The sequence below is a fragment of the Buchnera aphidicola (Muscaphis stroyani) genome, assembly GCF_005080865.1.
Classification (GTDB): domain Bacteria; phylum Pseudomonadota; class Gammaproteobacteria; order Enterobacterales; family Enterobacteriaceae; genus Buchnera; species Buchnera aphidicola_AG.
The window spans coordinates 222,738-241,182 of record NZ_CP034861.1 but is presented as its reverse complement, the minus strand read 5'-3'; the positions used below and the strand labels follow the sequence as shown (position 1 = coordinate 241,182).

General features: G+C 26.8%; 13 protein-coding genes and 2 pseudogenes. All 15 read left to right on the top strand.

What is annotated here, in order from left to right:
* Nucleotides 1–281: 281 nt before the first annotated feature.
* Nucleotides 282–2,000 (top strand): acetolactate synthase 3 large subunit, encoded by a 1,719-nt coding sequence (gene ilvI, locus D9V75_RS01085; RefSeq protein ID WP_158343434.1) that lies wholly within the window; start codon nt 282–284, stop codon nt 1,998–2,000.
* Nucleotides 2,001–2,002: 2 nt separating this feature from the next.
* Nucleotides 2,003–2,479, top strand: a complete 477-nt coding sequence (ilvN, locus tag D9V75_RS01080) for an acetolactate synthase small subunit (protein ID WP_158344050.1) — start codon at nt 2,003–2,005, stop codon at nt 2,477–2,479.
* 210 nt (nt 2,480–2,689) lie between these two features.
* Nucleotides 2,690–3,634: a 16S rRNA (cytosine(1402)-N(4))-methyltransferase RsmH gene (gene rsmH / locus D9V75_RS01075; RefSeq protein WP_158343432.1), complete on the top strand. Its 945-nt coding sequence runs from the start codon at nt 2,690–2,692 to the stop codon at nt 3,632–3,634.
* A 1-nt stretch (nt 3,635) separates the two neighbouring features.
* The gene (ftsL, locus tag D9V75_RS01070; protein WP_158343430.1) at nt 3,636–3,890 is read left to right on the top strand and encodes a cell division protein FtsL; all 255 of its coding nucleotides are present in this window, start codon (nt 3,636–3,638) and stop codon (nt 3,888–3,890) included.
* A 115-nt stretch (nt 3,891–4,005) separates the two neighbouring features.
* Nucleotides 4,006–5,707, top strand: a pseudogene (ftsI, locus tag D9V75_RS01065) (peptidoglycan glycosyltransferase FtsI).
* On the top strand, nt 5,704–7,197 hold the full coding sequence (gene murE, locus D9V75_RS01060; protein ID WP_158343428.1) for a UDP-N-acetylmuramoyl-L-alanyl-D-glutamate--2,6-diaminopimelate ligase: 1,494 nt from the start codon (nt 5,704–5,706) through the stop codon (nt 7,195–7,197). Before ftsI ends, murE begins: the two are co-directional and overlap by 4 nt.
* Nucleotides 7,194–8,552: a UDP-N-acetylmuramoyl-tripeptide--D-alanyl-D-alanine ligase gene (gene murF, locus D9V75_RS01055; protein WP_158343426.1), complete on the top strand. Its 1,359-nt coding sequence runs from the start codon at nt 7,194–7,196 to the stop codon at nt 8,550–8,552. The genes murE and murF overlap by 4 nt, the downstream gene beginning before the upstream one ends.
* Nucleotides 8,553–8,554: 2 nt before the next feature.
* Nucleotides 8,555–9,628, top strand: coding sequence for a phospho-N-acetylmuramoyl-pentapeptide-transferase (mraY, locus tag D9V75_RS01050; protein WP_158343424.1), 1,074 nt, complete (start codon nt 8,555–8,557; stop codon nt 9,626–9,628).
* A complete protein-coding gene (gene murD / locus D9V75_RS01045; protein ID WP_158343421.1) occupies nt 9,628–10,947 on the top strand; it encodes a UDP-N-acetylmuramoyl-L-alanine--D-glutamate ligase in 1,320 nt (439 codons plus the stop codon). Before mraY ends, murD begins: the two co-directional genes overlap by 1 nt.
* Nucleotides 10,947–12,154 (top strand): annotated as a pseudogene (ftsW, locus tag D9V75_RS01040) (cell division protein FtsW). Before murD ends, ftsW begins: the two are co-directional and overlap by 1 nt.
* On the top strand, nt 12,151–13,215 hold the full coding sequence (gene murG / locus D9V75_RS01035) for an undecaprenyldiphospho-muramoylpentapeptide beta-N-acetylglucosaminyltransferase (RefSeq protein ID WP_158343419.1): 1,065 nt from the start codon (nt 12,151–12,153) through the stop codon (nt 13,213–13,215). The pseudogene ftsW and the gene murG overlap by 4 nt, the downstream one beginning before the upstream one ends.
* 108 nt (nt 13,216–13,323) lie before the next feature.
* Nucleotides 13,324–14,706: a UDP-N-acetylmuramate--L-alanine ligase gene (gene murC, locus D9V75_RS01030; RefSeq protein WP_261979445.1), complete on the top strand. Its 1,383-nt coding sequence runs from the start codon at nt 13,324–13,326 to the stop codon at nt 14,704–14,706.
* Between the two features lie 4 nt (nt 14,707–14,710).
* Nucleotides 14,711–15,640 (top strand): D-alanine--D-alanine ligase, encoded by a 930-nt coding sequence (locus D9V75_RS01025; protein WP_158343415.1) that lies wholly within the window; start codon nt 14,711–14,713, stop codon nt 15,638–15,640.
* An 89-nt stretch (nt 15,641–15,729) separates the two neighbouring features.
* On the top strand, nt 15,730–16,986 hold the full coding sequence (gene ftsA, locus D9V75_RS01020) for a cell division protein FtsA (RefSeq protein ID WP_158343413.1): 1,257 nt from the start codon (nt 15,730–15,732) through the stop codon (nt 16,984–16,986).
* Nucleotides 16,987–17,040: 54 nt separating this feature from the next.
* Nucleotides 17,041–18,195: a cell division protein FtsZ gene (gene ftsZ / locus D9V75_RS01015; RefSeq protein WP_158343411.1), complete on the top strand. Its 1,155-nt coding sequence runs from the start codon at nt 17,041–17,043 to the stop codon at nt 18,193–18,195.
* Nucleotides 18,196–18,445 lie beyond the last annotated feature (250 nt).

Below are 18,445 nucleotides of genomic sequence, written 5' to 3'. Positions count from 1 at the left end.
ATATTTTAAAATTTCTTTATTTTAAAAAATTAATATTTGTTAATATTTTATATAAAATTTAAAAATCTTTAAAATTAACTTAATAAAATTAATTCAAAATTTAATTAAGATAATAAAATTTTAACATATAAAATATCTATTACATACATGTGTAAATAAACCTAATATATCAACTTTTAAATTTCTCTTCATTGAAGAGCAAATCACTTATTTTATGAATATACAATAAAAATCTTAAACTAAGATATATTAACTTAATATTTAATATCCTGGAGGAAAAAATGGAAATGTTATCAGGAGCCGAAATGGTCATTCGATCGTTAATTAATCAAGGAATAGATCACATATTTGGTTATCCTGGAGGAGCGGTATTAGACATTTATGATGCTCTAAAAACCATCGGAGGAGTTAAACATGTCTTAGTAAGGCACGAACAAGCAGCAACTCATATGGCAGACGGTTATGCTCGATCCACCGGAAAAACTGGAGTAGTATTAGTTACTTCTGGACCTGGAGCAACTAACGCTATTACTGGAATTGCAACTGCTTATATGGACTCTATTCCTATTGTTGTGATCTCTGGACAAGTTTCTTCTTCATTAATTGGTTATGACGCTTTTCAAGAATGTGATATGATTGGAATTTCTCGTCCAGTAGTTAAACATAGCTTTTTGGTAAAAAAAACAGAAGATATTCCTATTATTTTTAAAAAAGCTTTTTGGTTAGCATCTAGTGGGCGTCCAGGGCCAGTAGTTATTGATTTGCCAAAAGATATTTTAAAAATATCAAATAAATATCATTATGAATGGCCAAACAACGTTTATATACGATCATATAATCCTACGACTAAAGGACATAAAGGTCAAATAAAAAAAGCGCTTCAAACACTATTAAAAGCTAAACAACCTGTTATTTATGCGGGAGGTGGAATAATTAGCTCCAATAGTAGTGAAGAATTACGAGTTTTTGCAGAAATGATGAATTGCCCTGTTGCTACTTCTTTAATGGGGCTCGGGGCTTTTCCAGGAACTCATTCTCAAAGCATTTCTATGTTAGGTATGCACGGTACTTACGAAGCAAACATGACTATGCACAACGCTGATGTAATTTTTGCAATTGGAGTAAGATTTGATGATCGAACAACCAACAATCTAAAAAAATATTGTCCAAACGCTATTATTTTACATATTGACATTGATCCCACTTCTATTTCTAAAACTGTATCAGCTAATATTCCTATTGTAGGAGATGCAAAGCAAATATTAAAAAAAATGATAGAACTTGTTAGAAAAGAAAAAAAAATAAATTGCTTAAAAAAATGGTGGTCTTTAATTAATCAATGGAAAATGATTAATAGCTTGCAATACAATAAGAAAAGTAGCCGTATTAAACCTCAAAAAGTCATTGAAACTTTATTTCAACTTACTAAAGGAACATCTTATATTACTTCCGATGTAGGTCAACACCAAATGTTCACGGCTTTATATCACCCATTTAATAAGCCAAGAAGATGGATAAATTCAGGTGGATTAGGAACAATGGGTTTTGGACTTCCTGCTGCATTGGGTGTTAAATTAGCCTTACCAGAAGAAACTGTAATTTGTATCACTGGAGATGGTAGTATTCAAATGAATATTCAAGAGTTATCCACAGCTCGACAATATAATCTTTCAGTGTTAATAATCAATTTAAATAATTCTTCTTTAGGAATGGTTAAACAATGGCAAGATATGATTTATTCTGGACGACATTCTCATTCATATATGAATTCACTTCCAGATTTTGTAAAATTATCGGAATCATATGGACATATAGGCATTAAAATAACTAAACCTATAGAATTAGAAAAAAAAATGATGCTAGCATTAAAAAAATTGTCTGATGGTCATTTAGTTTTTTTAGATATTGATATAGATGGTTCTGAACATGTATATCCTATGCAAATCCAAGGAGGTGGTATGAATGAAATGTGGTTAAGGAAAAAAGAAGAGAGGTCTTAAAAATGAGAAGAATTTTGTCAATTCTTTTAGAGAATGAGTCAGGTGCTTTATCACGAGTCATAGGTCTTTTTTCACAAAGAGGATATAATATAGAAACTATCACAGTAGCTCCTACAGAAGATCCTACCTTATCTAAAATGACTGTACAAACTTTAGGAAATGAGCAAGCAATTGAACAAATTGAAAAACAGCTTCACAAATTAATAGATGTTTTAAGAGTTGTTCAAATTAAACAAGATTCTTGCATAGAACGCGAAATTATGCTTATTAAAGTTTATTTAAACAACTACAAAAAAGATGAAATAAAACATATTACTGACGTATTTAGAGGTCAAATTATAGATATAACCTCTACCACATACATATTGCAGCTTTCTGGAACAACAAAAAAACTAGATTCTTTTATCAAAATAGTACGTAACATATCAGAAATAATTGAAATTTCTCGTTCTGGAATTATTGGCATTTCTAGGGGATAAATATTTTTTAGTTAGTATAAACACTAGTATTTTAAATAAATTTATATATTTCAAAAAAATTTTAAAAATATAATATCTATTATCAATTTATTTAATTTCTTATTAAAAAATAAATCATATATCCAACATGGTCATAATTCAGTCTAAATGACCATGCTTTCTTTATCTTAAAAAATTAATTAAAATTAAAATATCATAAAATTTTATCATATGAACCAAAAAATACAGCATGTTTCTGTAATGAAAAAAGAAGTAATAAACTCATTAAATATTAAATCTAATGGAATTTATATTGACGGAACATTCGGAATGGGAGGACATTCTTTAGAAATTTTAAAAAAATTAGGAAAAAAAGGAAAAATATATTCTATTGACAAAGATCCTTATGCTGTCTCCATAGCAAATAATATTAAAGATTCAAGATTTAAAATAATTCACGGAACTTTTTCAAAAATACTAGACTATGCAAAAGCAAATCAAATAGATGGAAAAGTAGATGGAATTGTATTTGATTTGGGAGTGTCTTTATCTCAAATAAACGAAAAAAAAAGAGGCTTTTCGTTTAAAAAAGACGGACCTTTAGATATGCGAATGAATCCTAATTGCGGCATTACAGCTTCAGAGTGGCTATTTAAAAGCAACGTTAATCAAATTTCTTCAGTACTAAAAGAATTTGGAGAAGAGCGTTTTTCAAAAAGAATAGCACGATCTATTAAAAAAAATAATCAAATAAAAAAAATCACTAGCACTCTTGAGTTGTCTGAAATAATAAAAACAGCTATACCGATAAAAAATAAATTTAAGCATCCATCAAAAAGAACCTTTCAGGCAATTAGAATTTATATTAATCAAGAGTTAAAAGAAATCAAAATAGCACTAAAAGATACACTTAAAATTTTAAAACCAGGAGGAAGAATATCAATTATTAGTTTTCATTCTTTAGAAGATAGAATAGTAAAAAGTTTTATGTTAAAAAATAGTAAAAAAGCATACATTCCTCGAGGATTGCCTATTACTGAAGAACAAATTAATTCTTTACAAAAAAATAGATTAAAAATTATTAATCGATTATTTCCTACTCAAGAGGAAATAAAAAAAAATCCAAGATCTAGAAGTTCTGTACTTAGAACGGCTGAACTTAAAAAAAATAATTAACATGAAAAAACAGCGATATAATTTACCTAAAATTATTAAAAATGATTTTTTTGAATACAGTAAAATACATTTAATACTCTTATTATCTATTATATTATCTGCTAATTGTATCGTAATTACAGTCTATAATACGCGTTTATTAATTTCTCAAAATGAGAAAATTAAGCTTCAAATAAAAAAAAAAAAATCTGAATGGAGAAATTTAATAATAGAAAAATATTCTATCTCTATTAATTCAGCAATTATAAAAAATTAAAGAAATAAATCATAAAAATAGTAAACATAAAGTATTTTTAAAAAATTTACATTAATGGACAATTCACAAAAAATGCATAAAAAATATTTTTTTCTTGTAAAAAAAAAAAAAAAAAATAATTTATGTAAATCAGCGTTTATTTTTATTGTGCAGTTTTATTTTTTTTTTATTTTTTATATTAATACTAAAAATATTATTTTTACAGATAATCAATCCTGATCAACTTATATATGAAGGCGATAGTCGTACTTTAAGAATACAATCTTTATTCAATATAAGAGGAATCATAAGAGATCGTTTAGGATATCCATTAGCAGTTACTGTACCAGTTAATGCTGTATGTGTTGACCCTTCAAAAATTACAGAATATACAAATATCAATACCAATCCTCAATGGAAAGCTTTATCGGAAGTACTTTCGACTCCATTAGAAAAAATTATTAATAAAATAAAATCTGATTCTAAATTAAAATTTATATATTTAGCCAGACAAGTGCATCCTGAAATTAGAAATTATATTATGAAACTTAAATTACCAGGAATTTTTTCAATAGAAGAATCAAAAAGGTACTATCCTTCTGGTAAGATTGCAGCTCAACTTATCGGATTAACAAATATAGATGGAAAAGGAATTGAAGGCATAGAAAAAAGTTTTGATTTATTCTTAACAGGAAATCCCAGCAAAAGAAAAATAAGAAAAGATAATAAAGGTAAAATTGTCGAAAATATACCTTTAATTCGCGGATCTAAAGCAAATAATTTAACGCTTAGTATTAATAAAAAATTACAAGATATTGTATATCAAAAGTTGAATCAGGCAGTAAAAGAAAATCAAGCTGATTCAGGAACAGCAATTTTAATTAATGTAAAAACTGGTGAAATTTTAGCAATGGCTAATAGCCCTTCATACAATCCTAATAATATAAAACATACAACGAAAAATGCCATTCGAAACAGAGCCATCACGGATATGTTTGAACCAGGTTCAACTGTTAAGCCGATAGTAATTATGCAAGCTTTAAAATTAGGAATAATAAAAAAAGATTCAATTATAAATACTAATTCATATTTAATAAATAAACACATAATAAAAGATGTGTCCTATCATAAAAAATTAACAATCACTGGAATTATACAAAAATCAAGCAATGTTGGAGTTTCAAAAATTGCATTATCTATGTCTACTTCAGAATTATTAAATAGTTACAAAGCATTTGGATTAGGAAAACCAACAAATTTAGGTTTAATTGGAGAAAAAAATGGTTTATTACCTCATAAAAAAGTTTTATCAAATTTAGAAAAAGCTACTTTCTCGTTTGGATACGGACTAATGGTTACTCCTCTCCAGCTGGCTAGATTGTATACTATAATTGGAAATTATGGAATTGATCGTCCTCTTTCTATTTTAAAAATAAAAAAACCTAAACATGGAACCAGAGTTTTTCCTGAAAAATATGTAAAAAATATAATTCATATGATGGAAAGTGTCGCCGAATCTGGAGGAGGAGGTATTAAAGCGGCAATTAAAGGATATAAAGTTGCGGTTAAAACGGGAACAGTAAAAAAAATAGGATCTAATGGTCATTATGTTAATAAATATATAGCTTATACTGCAGGCATTGTGCCTTCTCATGATCCTAAATTTTCTCTTACAATTGTTATTGATAATCCTAAAATGAAAAAGTATTATGGCGGTTTGGTTGCAGCTCCAGTGTTTAGTAAAACTATGAAATCAGTTCTAAAAATGACGCATATAAAACCTAACTATCTGTCTTAATAAAAATATTATTTTTAATAACACTCAAAATATTACATGAAAAGAAACAATTTAAAAGATTTGTTATCACCCTGGATGCAAAAAATTCCAGAAAGAGCAATTCAAAATATAACTATAAATAGCAAAAAAACAAGTTCAGGAGATTTATTTGTAGCGATTAAAGGATCAAAAAAAGATGGTCGAAAATTTATTTTTGAAGCAATTCAAAATAAAGTATCAGCAATATTATATGAAACTCAAGATTTTAAAAAACACGGAATATTTTACTATATTAAAAATATTCCAATAATTTATTTTTTTCAACTTCCTATAGTACTATCTTCATTATCTAGTAGATTTTACCATGAACCAGGTAATAAATTAAAAATTATTGGAATCACTGGAACCAATGGAAAAACCACTGTTGCACATTTAATTAGTCAATGGAGCACAATCTTAGGGAAAAAATCTGTAGTTATGGGAACTTTAGGAAACGGTGATCATAGATCTTTAAAACCAACCATGAACACTACTTCTTCTGCTGTTTTTATTCAATCATTTTTAAAAAAAGCATTAATAAATAAAACTGATTTAGTATCAATGGAAGTGTCTTCACATGGATTAGTTCAGAATCGGGTGAAAAATGTTCCATTTTATATTGCAATTTTTACTAATTTAACACCAGATCATCTAGATTATCACAAAAGCATGAAAGAATATGAAAAATCAAAATGGTCCTTTTTTACTTGTCATAAAGTAAAAAAAATAATACTTAACGCAAGCGATAAATATGGACAAATTTGGTTAAAAAAACTGTTTAATCATTATACTATAGCTGTCACTATTGAAGATGACACACAAAAAAAATATTCAAATAAATGGATGAATGCAACTAATATTAAATTTAAAAATAATCACATGTTTGTTAAATTTGAATCTAGCTGGGGGAGCGGAAAAATTTTTAGTTACTTAATTGGAAATTTTAACGTAACTAATCTATTATTATCAATGGCTTGTCTTTTAGAGCTAGGGTATAAATTGTCCGATTTAATTCGTACAGTAAATCAATTAAAGGCAGTATGTGGTAGAATGCAACAATTTTATGGTATAAATCATCCAACTTTTATTATTGATTATGCTCATACTCCTGATGCTTTAGAAAATACACTAAAAACTATCAAAACGAATTATAAAAAAAAATTATGGTGCATATTTGGATGCGGAGGAGAGAGAGATCGAACAAAAAGATCTTTAATGGGAGCAATTGCAGAAAAAGAATCAGATCAGGTTATCATTACTAATGATAATCCAAGAAGAGAAGAACCATTTAAAATCATTCAGGATATTTTAAAAGGATGTAAAAAAAAAGATAAAATTTTAATTATTCCAAATAGAAGAAATGCAATATCACATGCTTTTTTTCAATCAAAAATTAATGATATTATTTTAATAGCTGGAAAAGGTCACGAAAATCAACAAATAATTGGAAATCAATATATTAATTACTCAGATCAAAAAACAGTATTACAATTGATGGGGAAAAAAATATGATCCCTATATCATTAAAAAAAATTGCTGAAGTTACTGATGGAAAGTTATACGGAAAAAATATAATTATACATGAAATTGCAACCAACACAAATGAATTTATTCCTGGATGCTTATTTGTTGCTTTAATTGGAAAAAAATTTAATGCGCATACATTTATAAAAGATGCTATCAAAAAAAATTGCTCTGCTATTTTAACTCAAGAAAAAATAAAATTTCATATTTCTCATGTTCTAGTAAAAAACACATCTATTGCTTTAGGAAAAATCGCATGTTGGATTCGTCATATGGCACATGCAAAAATACTGGCTATTACAGGTTCTTCAGGGAAAACGTCAGTTAAAGAAATGACATCTTCTATCTTAAAAAGAAATGGAAATACAATATGTACTATTAAAAATGAAAATAATCACATCGGAGCACCTTTAACATTGCTTCAATTAACATATGAACATAAATATGCAGTTGTGGAATTAGGAGCTAATCATCCTGGAGAAATTCATTATACTGCTAATATTGTACAACCTGATATTGTTTTAATTAATAACATTAATTACGCTCATTTAGAAGGATTTAAATCATTATGGGGGGTATCTAAAGCAAAATCAGAAATTTTTTCAGGATTAAAAGAAAAAGGAACTGCTATTGTTAATTTAGACAGTCATCATCTTTCTCAATGGAAAAAAAAAATTAAAGACAGAAATTCTATTTATTTTTCAACTCAAAGAAAAAAATTAAGTCATTTTTTTGCTAGCGATATAAAAACAAATGTTACTTATACATCTTTTACTATGCATTCTCCATATGGAAAAATAAAGATCAAATTGCCTTTTTTAGGGTATCAAAGCGTATCAAACGCACTGGCAGCAAGCGCATGTGCATTTTCTTTAAAAATACCACTTCACATAATTCAAAAAGGATTATTAGAATCACCAATGATACCAGGAAGATTAGAAACAACTTTTTTAAATCCTAATAAAATTCTGATTAATGATACATATAATTCAAATATTGCATCTATGATTGCATCAATTAAAGTTTTAGAAAAGATGCCAGGATACAAAATATTAGTTACAGGAGATATGGCTGAATTAGGAAAGAACAGTATTGTATATCATCAGGTAATAGGAAATACTGCAAATATATCAAAAATTAATAAAATCTTTAGTATTGGTAGTATAAGTAATAACATTACTCAAATTTTTAACAATAGCAGACATTTTTATCATCAAAGTCAATTAGCAAAAACTTTAAAAAAAATGATTTTAAAAAAGAAAAAAATTACAATTTTAATTAAAGGATCTAGAAGTTCAAAGATGGAAAAAGTTGTTAATCATTTGATTAAGGAGAATAAATAAAAATGTTTTTTTTAATTAATCAACATCTTAATTATGATTATCATTCATTAACTTGCATTATAATTCGATCAATATTAAGTTTATTAACTTCTTTTTTTTTTAATATATACATTGGGAAATTCTTTATAAATTGTTTTAAAAAATTAAAAATATATCAAATCATAAGAAAAAATGGACCAAAAACACACTTTTTAAAAAAAAACACTCCAACTATGGGAGGATTATTTGTTATTATTTCCATACTAACATCTATAATTTTATACTCTGATTTATCTAATTTCTATATTTGGTCTGTAATAAGTGTTTTAATAGGATATGGATTAATTGGTTTTATAGATGATTATAAAAAGATTAAATGTAACAATTCTAAAGGAATTCCTTTAAAATGGAAATATTTCTGGCTTTCCATTGTTTCCTTGATTTTTGAATATAGTATTTATATATATGGGCAAAATATAACTCCTCATCAATTTATAATCCCTTTTTTTCATAAAATAGTTCTTCACATCAATTATTTTAATATTTTTTTATCTTATTTTGTTGTTGTAGGAACTAGCAATGCAGTAAATCTAACGGATGGACTAGATGGTTTAGCCATTTTTCCATTAATATTATTAGCATGCGGTTTTGCATTTATTTCTTTATTAACCGGATATTCTGATTATTCTGATATTTTTAACATTTTTTATATAAGAAATTCCAGCGAATTAACTATATTATGCGCGTCAATAGCAGGATCAGGACTAGGTTTTTTATGGTTTAATACTTACCCATCTCAAATTTTTATGGGAGATGTAGGATCTCTTTCATTAGGAGGATCTTTAGGAGCAATAGCAGTTTTATTACACCAAGAATTTTTACTTATCATTATGGGAATCGTATTCATAATAGAAACTATATCTGTTATTCTCCAAATTATATCGTTTAAAATCAGAAAAAAAAGAATTTTTCTCATGGCTCCAATTCATCATCACTATGAAATTAAAGGATTGCCTGAACCTATTATCATTATTAGATTTTGGATTATTTCGTTTTTATCAGTACTAATTGGAATTGCTTCTATAAAGGTGCATTAATGTCGTACAATTATTTTGGGAAAAAAATATTAATTTTAGGAATGGGATTAACTGGAATATCATGCATCAATTACTTTTTAAAAAAAGGAATTCTTCCAAAAATAATAGATGAATCTCATTCACCTACTTTTTTAAATCAAATACCAAAAAACATTATGTATAAAATTGGAAATCTTGAAGAAAATTGGATATTAGAATCAGATTTGATTATTATAAGCCCTGGAATATCTTCATTTAAGCCTATTTTAAAAAAAGCTCGTTTAATGAAAATTGAAATTATTAGTGATATTGAGTTATTTGCTAGAGAAGCAAAATATCCTATTATTTCTATTACGGGAACTAATGGAAAAAGTACTGTATCCACAATGGTTGAAAGAATAGCCAGAAATGCTGGTTACAAAACTGCATTAGGAGGAAACATTGGATTGCCTGTTTTAAATATGCTTGAAAAAAAATCTAATTTATACATTATTGAATTATCTAGTTTTCAGCTAGAAACAACATTTCATTTAAAATCAAAAATAGCTGTTGTGTTAAACATTAGTGAAGATCATATAAATCGATATCCAGAAGGATATCAACAGTATAAAAAGATAAAAACATCTGTATATAATAACGCAGATGTTTGTATAATAAATTCAAATGAAATATTAAATATTTCAGAAAAATTTTCTTTAAAAAAATACGTGAGCTTTGGAACTAAAAACAGCAATTATCAAATTCGATATTACAGAAAAAAAATTTTTTTATGTCATAAAAATAAAAAAATTATTAATACAAATCAAATGTTAATAAAAGGACATCATAATTACATCAACGCATTAGTATCAATTGCAATATGCGATCAAATTAAAATTGACAGAAATTATTCAATAAATACAATAAAAAATTTTTCAAATTTACCACATCGGTTTCAAACAATACATTTTAAAAATCAAATTCATTGGATTAATGATTCTAAATCTACCAATGTAGAAAACACAAAAGTTGCTTTAAAAAATTTAAAAATTAAAGGGACAATATGGTTATTACTAGGAGGAGACAGTAAATCGGCAAATTTTAATAGTTTAAAGCATTTTTTTAAAAAATTAAAAATTAAAATCTATTGTTTTGGAAAAGATGGAAATAGTCTTGCTAAAATATATAAAAAAAAATCTATTTATATCAAAAGCTTAGAACAAGCTGTTATTTTAATTTCAAAAAAAGCTATCCCAGGTGATGTTGTTTTATTATCTCCAGGTTGCAGCAGTTTGGATCAATTCTCTAATTTTCAAGAAAGAGGTGAATTTTTTACTAAACTAGTAAAGGAAATTAGTTGATGTTTTTCTATAAATTTTTATGTAATAAATCACATAATAAAAAAAAATATTTAAATAAAAAAAAGAGTACTAAAAAATATAGCCCTATTTTGTATGATCGAATGTTGTTATGGTTAACTTTAAGTTTATCTGTTATTGGATTTGTGATGATAACTTCAGCATCTCTTCCGTTAGGAGAAAGTTTGTATCATGATCCATTTTTTTTTGAAAAAAGAGAAATTTGTTATTTTTTTATTACATTCATAATATCATTTTTTTTTTAAAAATTCCAATGGTTTTTTGGAAAAAAAATAGCAGTGCAATACTAATGATCGCCATATTTTTTCTTTTTCTTGTTTTATTAATAGGAAATCCAAAAAACGGATCCTGTAGATGGATAAATTTGGGATTATTTCATATGCAACCTTCAGAGTTATGCAAAATTTCTTCATTTCTTTATGTATCTAGCTATTTATCACGTAAAATTAATCAAGTCAGCAATAGTTTTTGGAGTTTTTTAAAACCTATATGTATAATAGTATTAGAATCAATTTTGTTATTACTTGAACCTGATTTAGGTACAGTAATTGTGTTGATTTTTACTGTTTTATCTGTTTTATTTCTTTCTGGAGTAAAAATAGTTCAATTTATATCAATTATTTTAATAGGTATTTGTACTTTGATATTATTGATAATGATGAATCCATATCGAATTAAAAGAATTACATCTTTTTGGCATCCCTGGGAAGATCCATTCGGTAATGGATATCAATTAACACAATCATTAATAGCACTGGGAAGAGGTCATTTTTTTGGTCAAGGATTAGGAAATTCAATACAAAAACTTCATTATTTACCTGAAGCTCACAGTGATTTTATATTTTCTATTATAGGTGAAGAATTAGGATATGCAGGATCTTTTTTTGTACTATTAATGATTTTTTTAATTTCTTTTAGAGCTATACATATCGGAAAAAATGCTATAAAAAAGAAACAAGTGTTTTCTGGATTTTTAGCATTTTCTATCGGTATATGGTTTAGTTTTCAAACATTTATCAATGTTGGAGCTGCTACTGGTCTTCTACCAACTAAAGGATTAACTTTTCCGTTAGTTAGTTATGGTGGTTCAAGTTTAATAATAAATTTAATATCGATTTTTTTTCTCTTAAGAATAGATTTTGAAACAAAAATAAGAGCATCACAAGCTTTTTCGAAAGGTGATCGATGATTTGCAAAAAAATAATTATTATGGCAGGAGGAAGTGGTGGACATGTTTTTCCGGGACTGTCCATCGCATGTGATTTAATTAAAAAAGGATGGGAAATTCATTGGATTGGAAAAAAAAACAGCATAGAATCTAAAGTAATTCCTAAATACGGAATAAAGATTACTTTCATTAATATTAAAGGATTTATTAATGCTGATTTTACAACATTAATATCGCTTCCTGTTCGTTTACTATTTTCTTATTTTAAAGTTAAGAAAGTTATAAAAGATTGGTCTCCAGATGTTATTTTAGGCATGGGAGGATATGTATCTGGTCCAGGAGCAATTGCCGCTTGGAATTTAAAAATTCCACTTATCATACATGAACAAAATAAAGTAGCAGGAATTACAAATAAATTTTTATCTAAAATTTCTACCAAAAATATACAAGCATTTTCAGGAACATTAAAAAACGCCATAGTATCAGGAAATCCAATCCGAGAAAATATTGTTAAAATTCCTAAACCTATTCATCGATTCAAAAATCGAAAAGGTCCTTTGAGAATACTAATAATGGGAGGAAGTCAAGGATCTTTAATTTTAAACAAAATTTTACCAAAAGTTTGTTTTTTATTAAAAAAAAAAATTACTATTTGGCATCAAATTGGAAATTTTTCAATAAAAAAAATAGAAAAAAAATATAATCAATATGGATTTTATAACTATAAAATAGATAATTTTATCGAACATATCAATCTTGCATACAGATGGGCAGATTTAATTATTTGTCGTTCTGGAGCCTTAACTGTAAGTGAAATATCCGTAGTGGGATTGGCTGCAATATTTATACCTTATCCACATAAAGATAAGCAGCAATATCTCAACGCATTGGAACTGCATTCTATTGGTGCCGCACAAATTGTTGATCAATTAAAACTTAATGCACGAATCATTGTTCAAATTATTCAAAAGTTAAACAGAAAAAAATTGTTAATAATGTCAAAAAAAGCGTATTCTCTTGGTGTTCGAAATTCTGCATTAAAAATTTCTAGTATAATTAGTAAAATAGCTAATCAAAAATAAAAAATATATTTTTTACATTTTTCAAGAGTTTTACATTAAAAAATAAAAAATGATCATGAATTATCTACAGAAATATGATTTTATTAATTTTAAAAAAAAAATAAAAAAATTCATTTAATTGGGATTGGTGGATCTGGAATGAGTGGTATTGCTTTAATTTTGATAAAATTAGGATATCAAATTAGCGGATCAGATTTATTTAAGAACAAAATGACAGATAAATTAATTAAAAAAGGAGCAATTATATATTTTAAGCATACAGAAAAAAATATTAAAAATGTTGATTTTATAATTATATCTAATGCAATTCAAAAAAATAATCCAGAAATTATAGCAGCTAAAAAGATGAATATTCCTGTTCTATTAAGATCAACAATACTAAGAGCATTAATGAACTTTAGATTTGGAATTTCGATTTCTGGAACACATGGAAAAACTACCACTACTTCAATGATTACTGAAATATATATTTCAAGTGGTTTAAATCCTACTTTTATTAATGGAGGAATAATAAAATCAATTAACACTTCTGCTCAACTTGGAAGTAGCCCTTACTTTATAGTCGAAGCTGATGAAAGTGATGCCTCTTTTTTTTATTTAAGTCCTAAAATAGCTGTTATAACTAACATTGAACCTGATCATCTTGATTATTATAACGGAAGTTTCAAAAAATTAAAAAATACATTTTTAAATTTTTTAAATAAAATACCATCAGATGGAATAGCCATCGTATGTATAGATAACTGTGCCGTTCGAGAAATTTTACCAAAAATACAATGTAATTTATTAACATACGGATTTGATAAAACAGCTGATTTTCAAATAATTTTTTATGAACAAAAAAATTTTTGTGGAAAATTTAAATTAATCAGAAAACAGCATTTTCCTTTAAATATAACATTAAACATACCCGGAAGACATAACGCATTAAATGCATCAGCAGCGATATGTTTAGCAACATACCAAGGAATTAAAGATAAATATATTGTTAAATCACTAAAAAAGTTTAAAGGAACTCAAAGAAGATTTGAATTTTTAGGAACATTTTCTATTAATTATAATAACATCTATTATGGAACCGTTATGTTAATAGACGATTATGGTCATCATCCTACAGAACTGTCTGAAACAATTAAAACAATAAGAATAAGTTGGCCTAAAAAGAATTTAATCATGATTTTTCAACCTCACCGATACACAAGGACAAGAGATTTGTATCACGAATTTATAAAAGTGCTATCAAGAGTTGATCATCTTTTGATATTAAATGTATACTCTTCAGGTGAATCATTTATTTCTGGATCAGATAGCTTATCATTATATCATGATATAAAAAAAACAAAAAAAACAAATGCAGTTTTTATAAAAAATAATAAATTAATACTTTCTACAATTATTAATTGTCTGAATGAAAATGACATTATTCTCATTCAAGGAGCTGGAAATATAGGAGAAATAATGTATAAAATCTTTAAAAAAATAAAAAAGTGAAAATATGAATAATAAAATAGCAGTATTATTAGGCGGGAATTCTTCTGAAAGAGAAATTTCTATAAAGTCTGGATATTCTATTCTTAAAAGTTTAATAAAATCTGGACTATCTGCGTACCCAATTGACGTTCGCGATTTTCCTATCATTCATTTGAAGAAACAGAATTTTAAAAAAGCATACATTGCCCTTCATGGAAAAGGAGGAGAAGACGGAAGTATTCAAGGAGTTCTTGAATATTTAAATATACCATATACTGGAAGTGGAATTATGGCTTCTTCTATTTCTATCAATAAACTACAAACAAAATTATTATGGAAATCTGTTAACCTTCCGATAGGACCTTATATTTATCTTCAAAAAAAAGAAATCAAAGAATTTTTATATCCAACTATTATAAAAAAAATATTAAAATTAAAATTCCCAATTCTCGTGAAACCTAATAGCCAAGGATCTAGTATAGGCATTACGTTAGTTTATCATTCTAAAAATATTAAAAAAGCTTTAAAACACGCATTTTTTTATGATGACAATGTTCTTATTGAAACGTTTTTAAAGGGAAAAGAATACACAGTATCTATTTTAAACAACAAAATATTACCTACTATTCAAATTTCTACAAAAAATTTCTTTTATGATTATAATGCTAAATATTTTTCTTCTTCTACGCAATATATTTGCCCCAGTAAATTAGAGATTAATAAAGAAAAAGAATTAAAACAATTAGCAATGAAAGCATGGAAAACAATAGGATGTAGTGGATGCGGAAGAATTGATGTAATTTTGGACGAAAAAAATCAATTTTGGTTGTTAGAAGTAAATACAATTCCTGGAATGACTGATCAAAGCTTAGTCCCAATTTCAGCAAAAAAATATGGAATTTCATTTGATGACTTAGTATTAAACATTTTAAATATAAATAATAAATTTGAATAAAGATAACATATAATCAAAGTCTCAAAATTAGATAGATGTAAAAAGACAATATTTTGTTATCAAAGAAATAGAGTACAGGTCAAAGAGCGATGATCACGTCAAAAGATAAAAAATTAGTAGTCGCATTAGAACTTGGAACCACTAAAGTTACAACTTTAGTAGGAGAAATTATTGACAATGGTGAAATTAAAGTAATTGGGATTGGAACATGCTCATCTAAAGGAATGGATAAAGGTCGTATTAATAATCTGGATGCAGTGGTAAAATGCATCAAAAAATCTATAAATCAAGCCGAAATTACATCTAATTGCCAAATAAATTCAGTATACTTATCGTTATCTAGTAAATATATCAATTGCCAAAATGAAATAGGAATAGTTCCCATTGATGAAGATGAAGTAACAAAAAAAGATATCGAAAATGTTATACATACTGCAAAATCTGTTCAGATTCTTAATGAACATCATATATTGCATGTAATTCCTCAAGAATATTCCATTGATCAACAGTCTGGAATAAAAAATCCTATAGGTTTATCTGGGATGCGTATGCAAGTTAAAGTTCATATAATTACTTGTCATCACAGCATAGCCAAAAACATGGTTAAAGCTGTAGAGAAATGCGGATTAAAAGTTGATCAAGTTATTTTTTCAGGTTTAGCATCTAGCAAAGCAGTACTAACTGAAGATGAAAAAAAACTTGGAGTATGTATGATTGACATTGGAGGAGGGACAATGGATTTTACTATTTATATTAATGGATCCATACAAGATAGCCAAGTAATTCCATATGCAGGAAATACAGTAACCAGCGATATTGCTTATGCTTTTAGTGCTTCGAATAGTCATGCTGAAACTATCAAAATTCAATACGGTTCTGCAAAAAAATCATCTAATAGCGCATCTAAAAATATTGATTTTTATAATTTGAATGGGCATCTTGAAAAAAATGTAAAACAAGATTCATTAATAGAAGTAATTGAATCAAGATATATTGAATTATTATCTTTAGTAAACCAAAGAATCATTCACATTCAAAAAAAACTATATAAAAATAGAGAAATATATCAATTATCTGGAGGAATTGTACTTACAGGAGGAGCTTCTAATATTGAACTTTTATCAGAATGCGCAGAAAAAATATTTTATAAACCAGTTCGAATTGCAGATCCTTTGAATGTTTCTGGATTAACAGAACAAATAAAAGAACCAAGCTATTCAACAACAATTGGATTGTTGCAATATGGGAAAGAATCTTATTTTCATATGAAGGATACATACAAAAAATATTCCTTCATTGAATCATGGATTCAAAAAATTAATAATTGGTTTAAAAAAGAATTCTAAAGAATTGTATTCAGTAATTTTATATAATATAAAATAGATAAACGGAATCAGATCATGTTTGAGCCTTCAGAATTAAGTAATAATGCAATAATTAAGGTAATTGGTGTTGGAGGTGGAGGGGGAAATGCAGTAGAGCATATGGTACGTGAACGAATTGAAGGAGTTGAATTTTTTGCAATCAACACTGATGCTCAAGCTTTAAGAAAAATAGAAGTAGAGCAAACTATACAAATAGGTAACAATATAACTAAAGGATTAGGAGCTGGAGCCAATCCAGAAATTGGAAAAACTTCAGCAGAAGAAGATAAAGAATTAGTTAAATCAGCTCTCGAAGGTTCTGATATGGTTTTTATAGCAGCTGGAATGGGAGGCGGAACTGGAACTGGAGCTGCTCCTGTAGTGGCTGAAATAGCTAAAGAATTAGGTATTTTAACCGTTGCGGTAGTAACTAAACCTTTTAATTTTGAAGGGAAAAAGAGAATTATTGTAGCAGATCAAGGAGTTGTTGAATTATCTAAATATGTAGATTCCTTAATTACTATTCCTAATGATAAATTATTAAAAGTTTTAAGTAGAGGAATCTCCTTATTAGATGCTTTTAGTGCTGCTAATAACATTTTAAAAGGGGCTGTACAAGGTATTGCAGAGTTAATTACAAGACCAGGATTAATGAATGTTGATTTTGCTGACGTTCGAACCGTAATGTTGGAAATGGGATATGCTATGATGGGAACTGGAATTTCTTCAGGAGAGAGCCGAGCAGAAGAGGCCGCTGAAATAGCTATATCAAGTCCCTTATTAGAAGATATAGATCTTTCAGGCGCTCGTGGAGTTTTAGTTAACATTACTGCCGGATTTGACTTAAAACTAGATGAATTTGAAACAGTAGGAAATACAATTAGATCTTTCGCTTCAGACAATGCTACAGTAGTCATAGGAACCTCATTAGATCCAGACATGAATGACACTCTTCGTGTAACAGTAGTAGCTACAGGTATTGGAATGGAAATGTGTGCAGATATAAATCAAGAAAAAAATAAATCTTCTAAAAAAATATTAATGGATTATCGTTACCAATATTTAAATAAATCTCTAAATATATCAGACAAAAAAAACATAAAGATAGATGCGATAAAACAAGAACATAAAAAAAACAGAGAAACAGAATATTTAGATATTCCTTCCTTTCTCAGAAAAAAATCTGATTAATATCTTTTAAGGATTTATTGAATTAATAAATATATATTAATTAACGAAAATAGTTGTTTGATAAAAAATTATTTAATACAGTCAATATATTTTTTTAAATAAGTATAATTATGTTATATTAATTTGCAAATAACCTGCGCCAATGAATAGTCAAGAATCTATCGGCGCATGGATTTTACACATTTATCTAAAATATAGAAAATAAGATTTCTAATATTTTTTTGATTTTGATGTTAAAATTGTTTTTTAA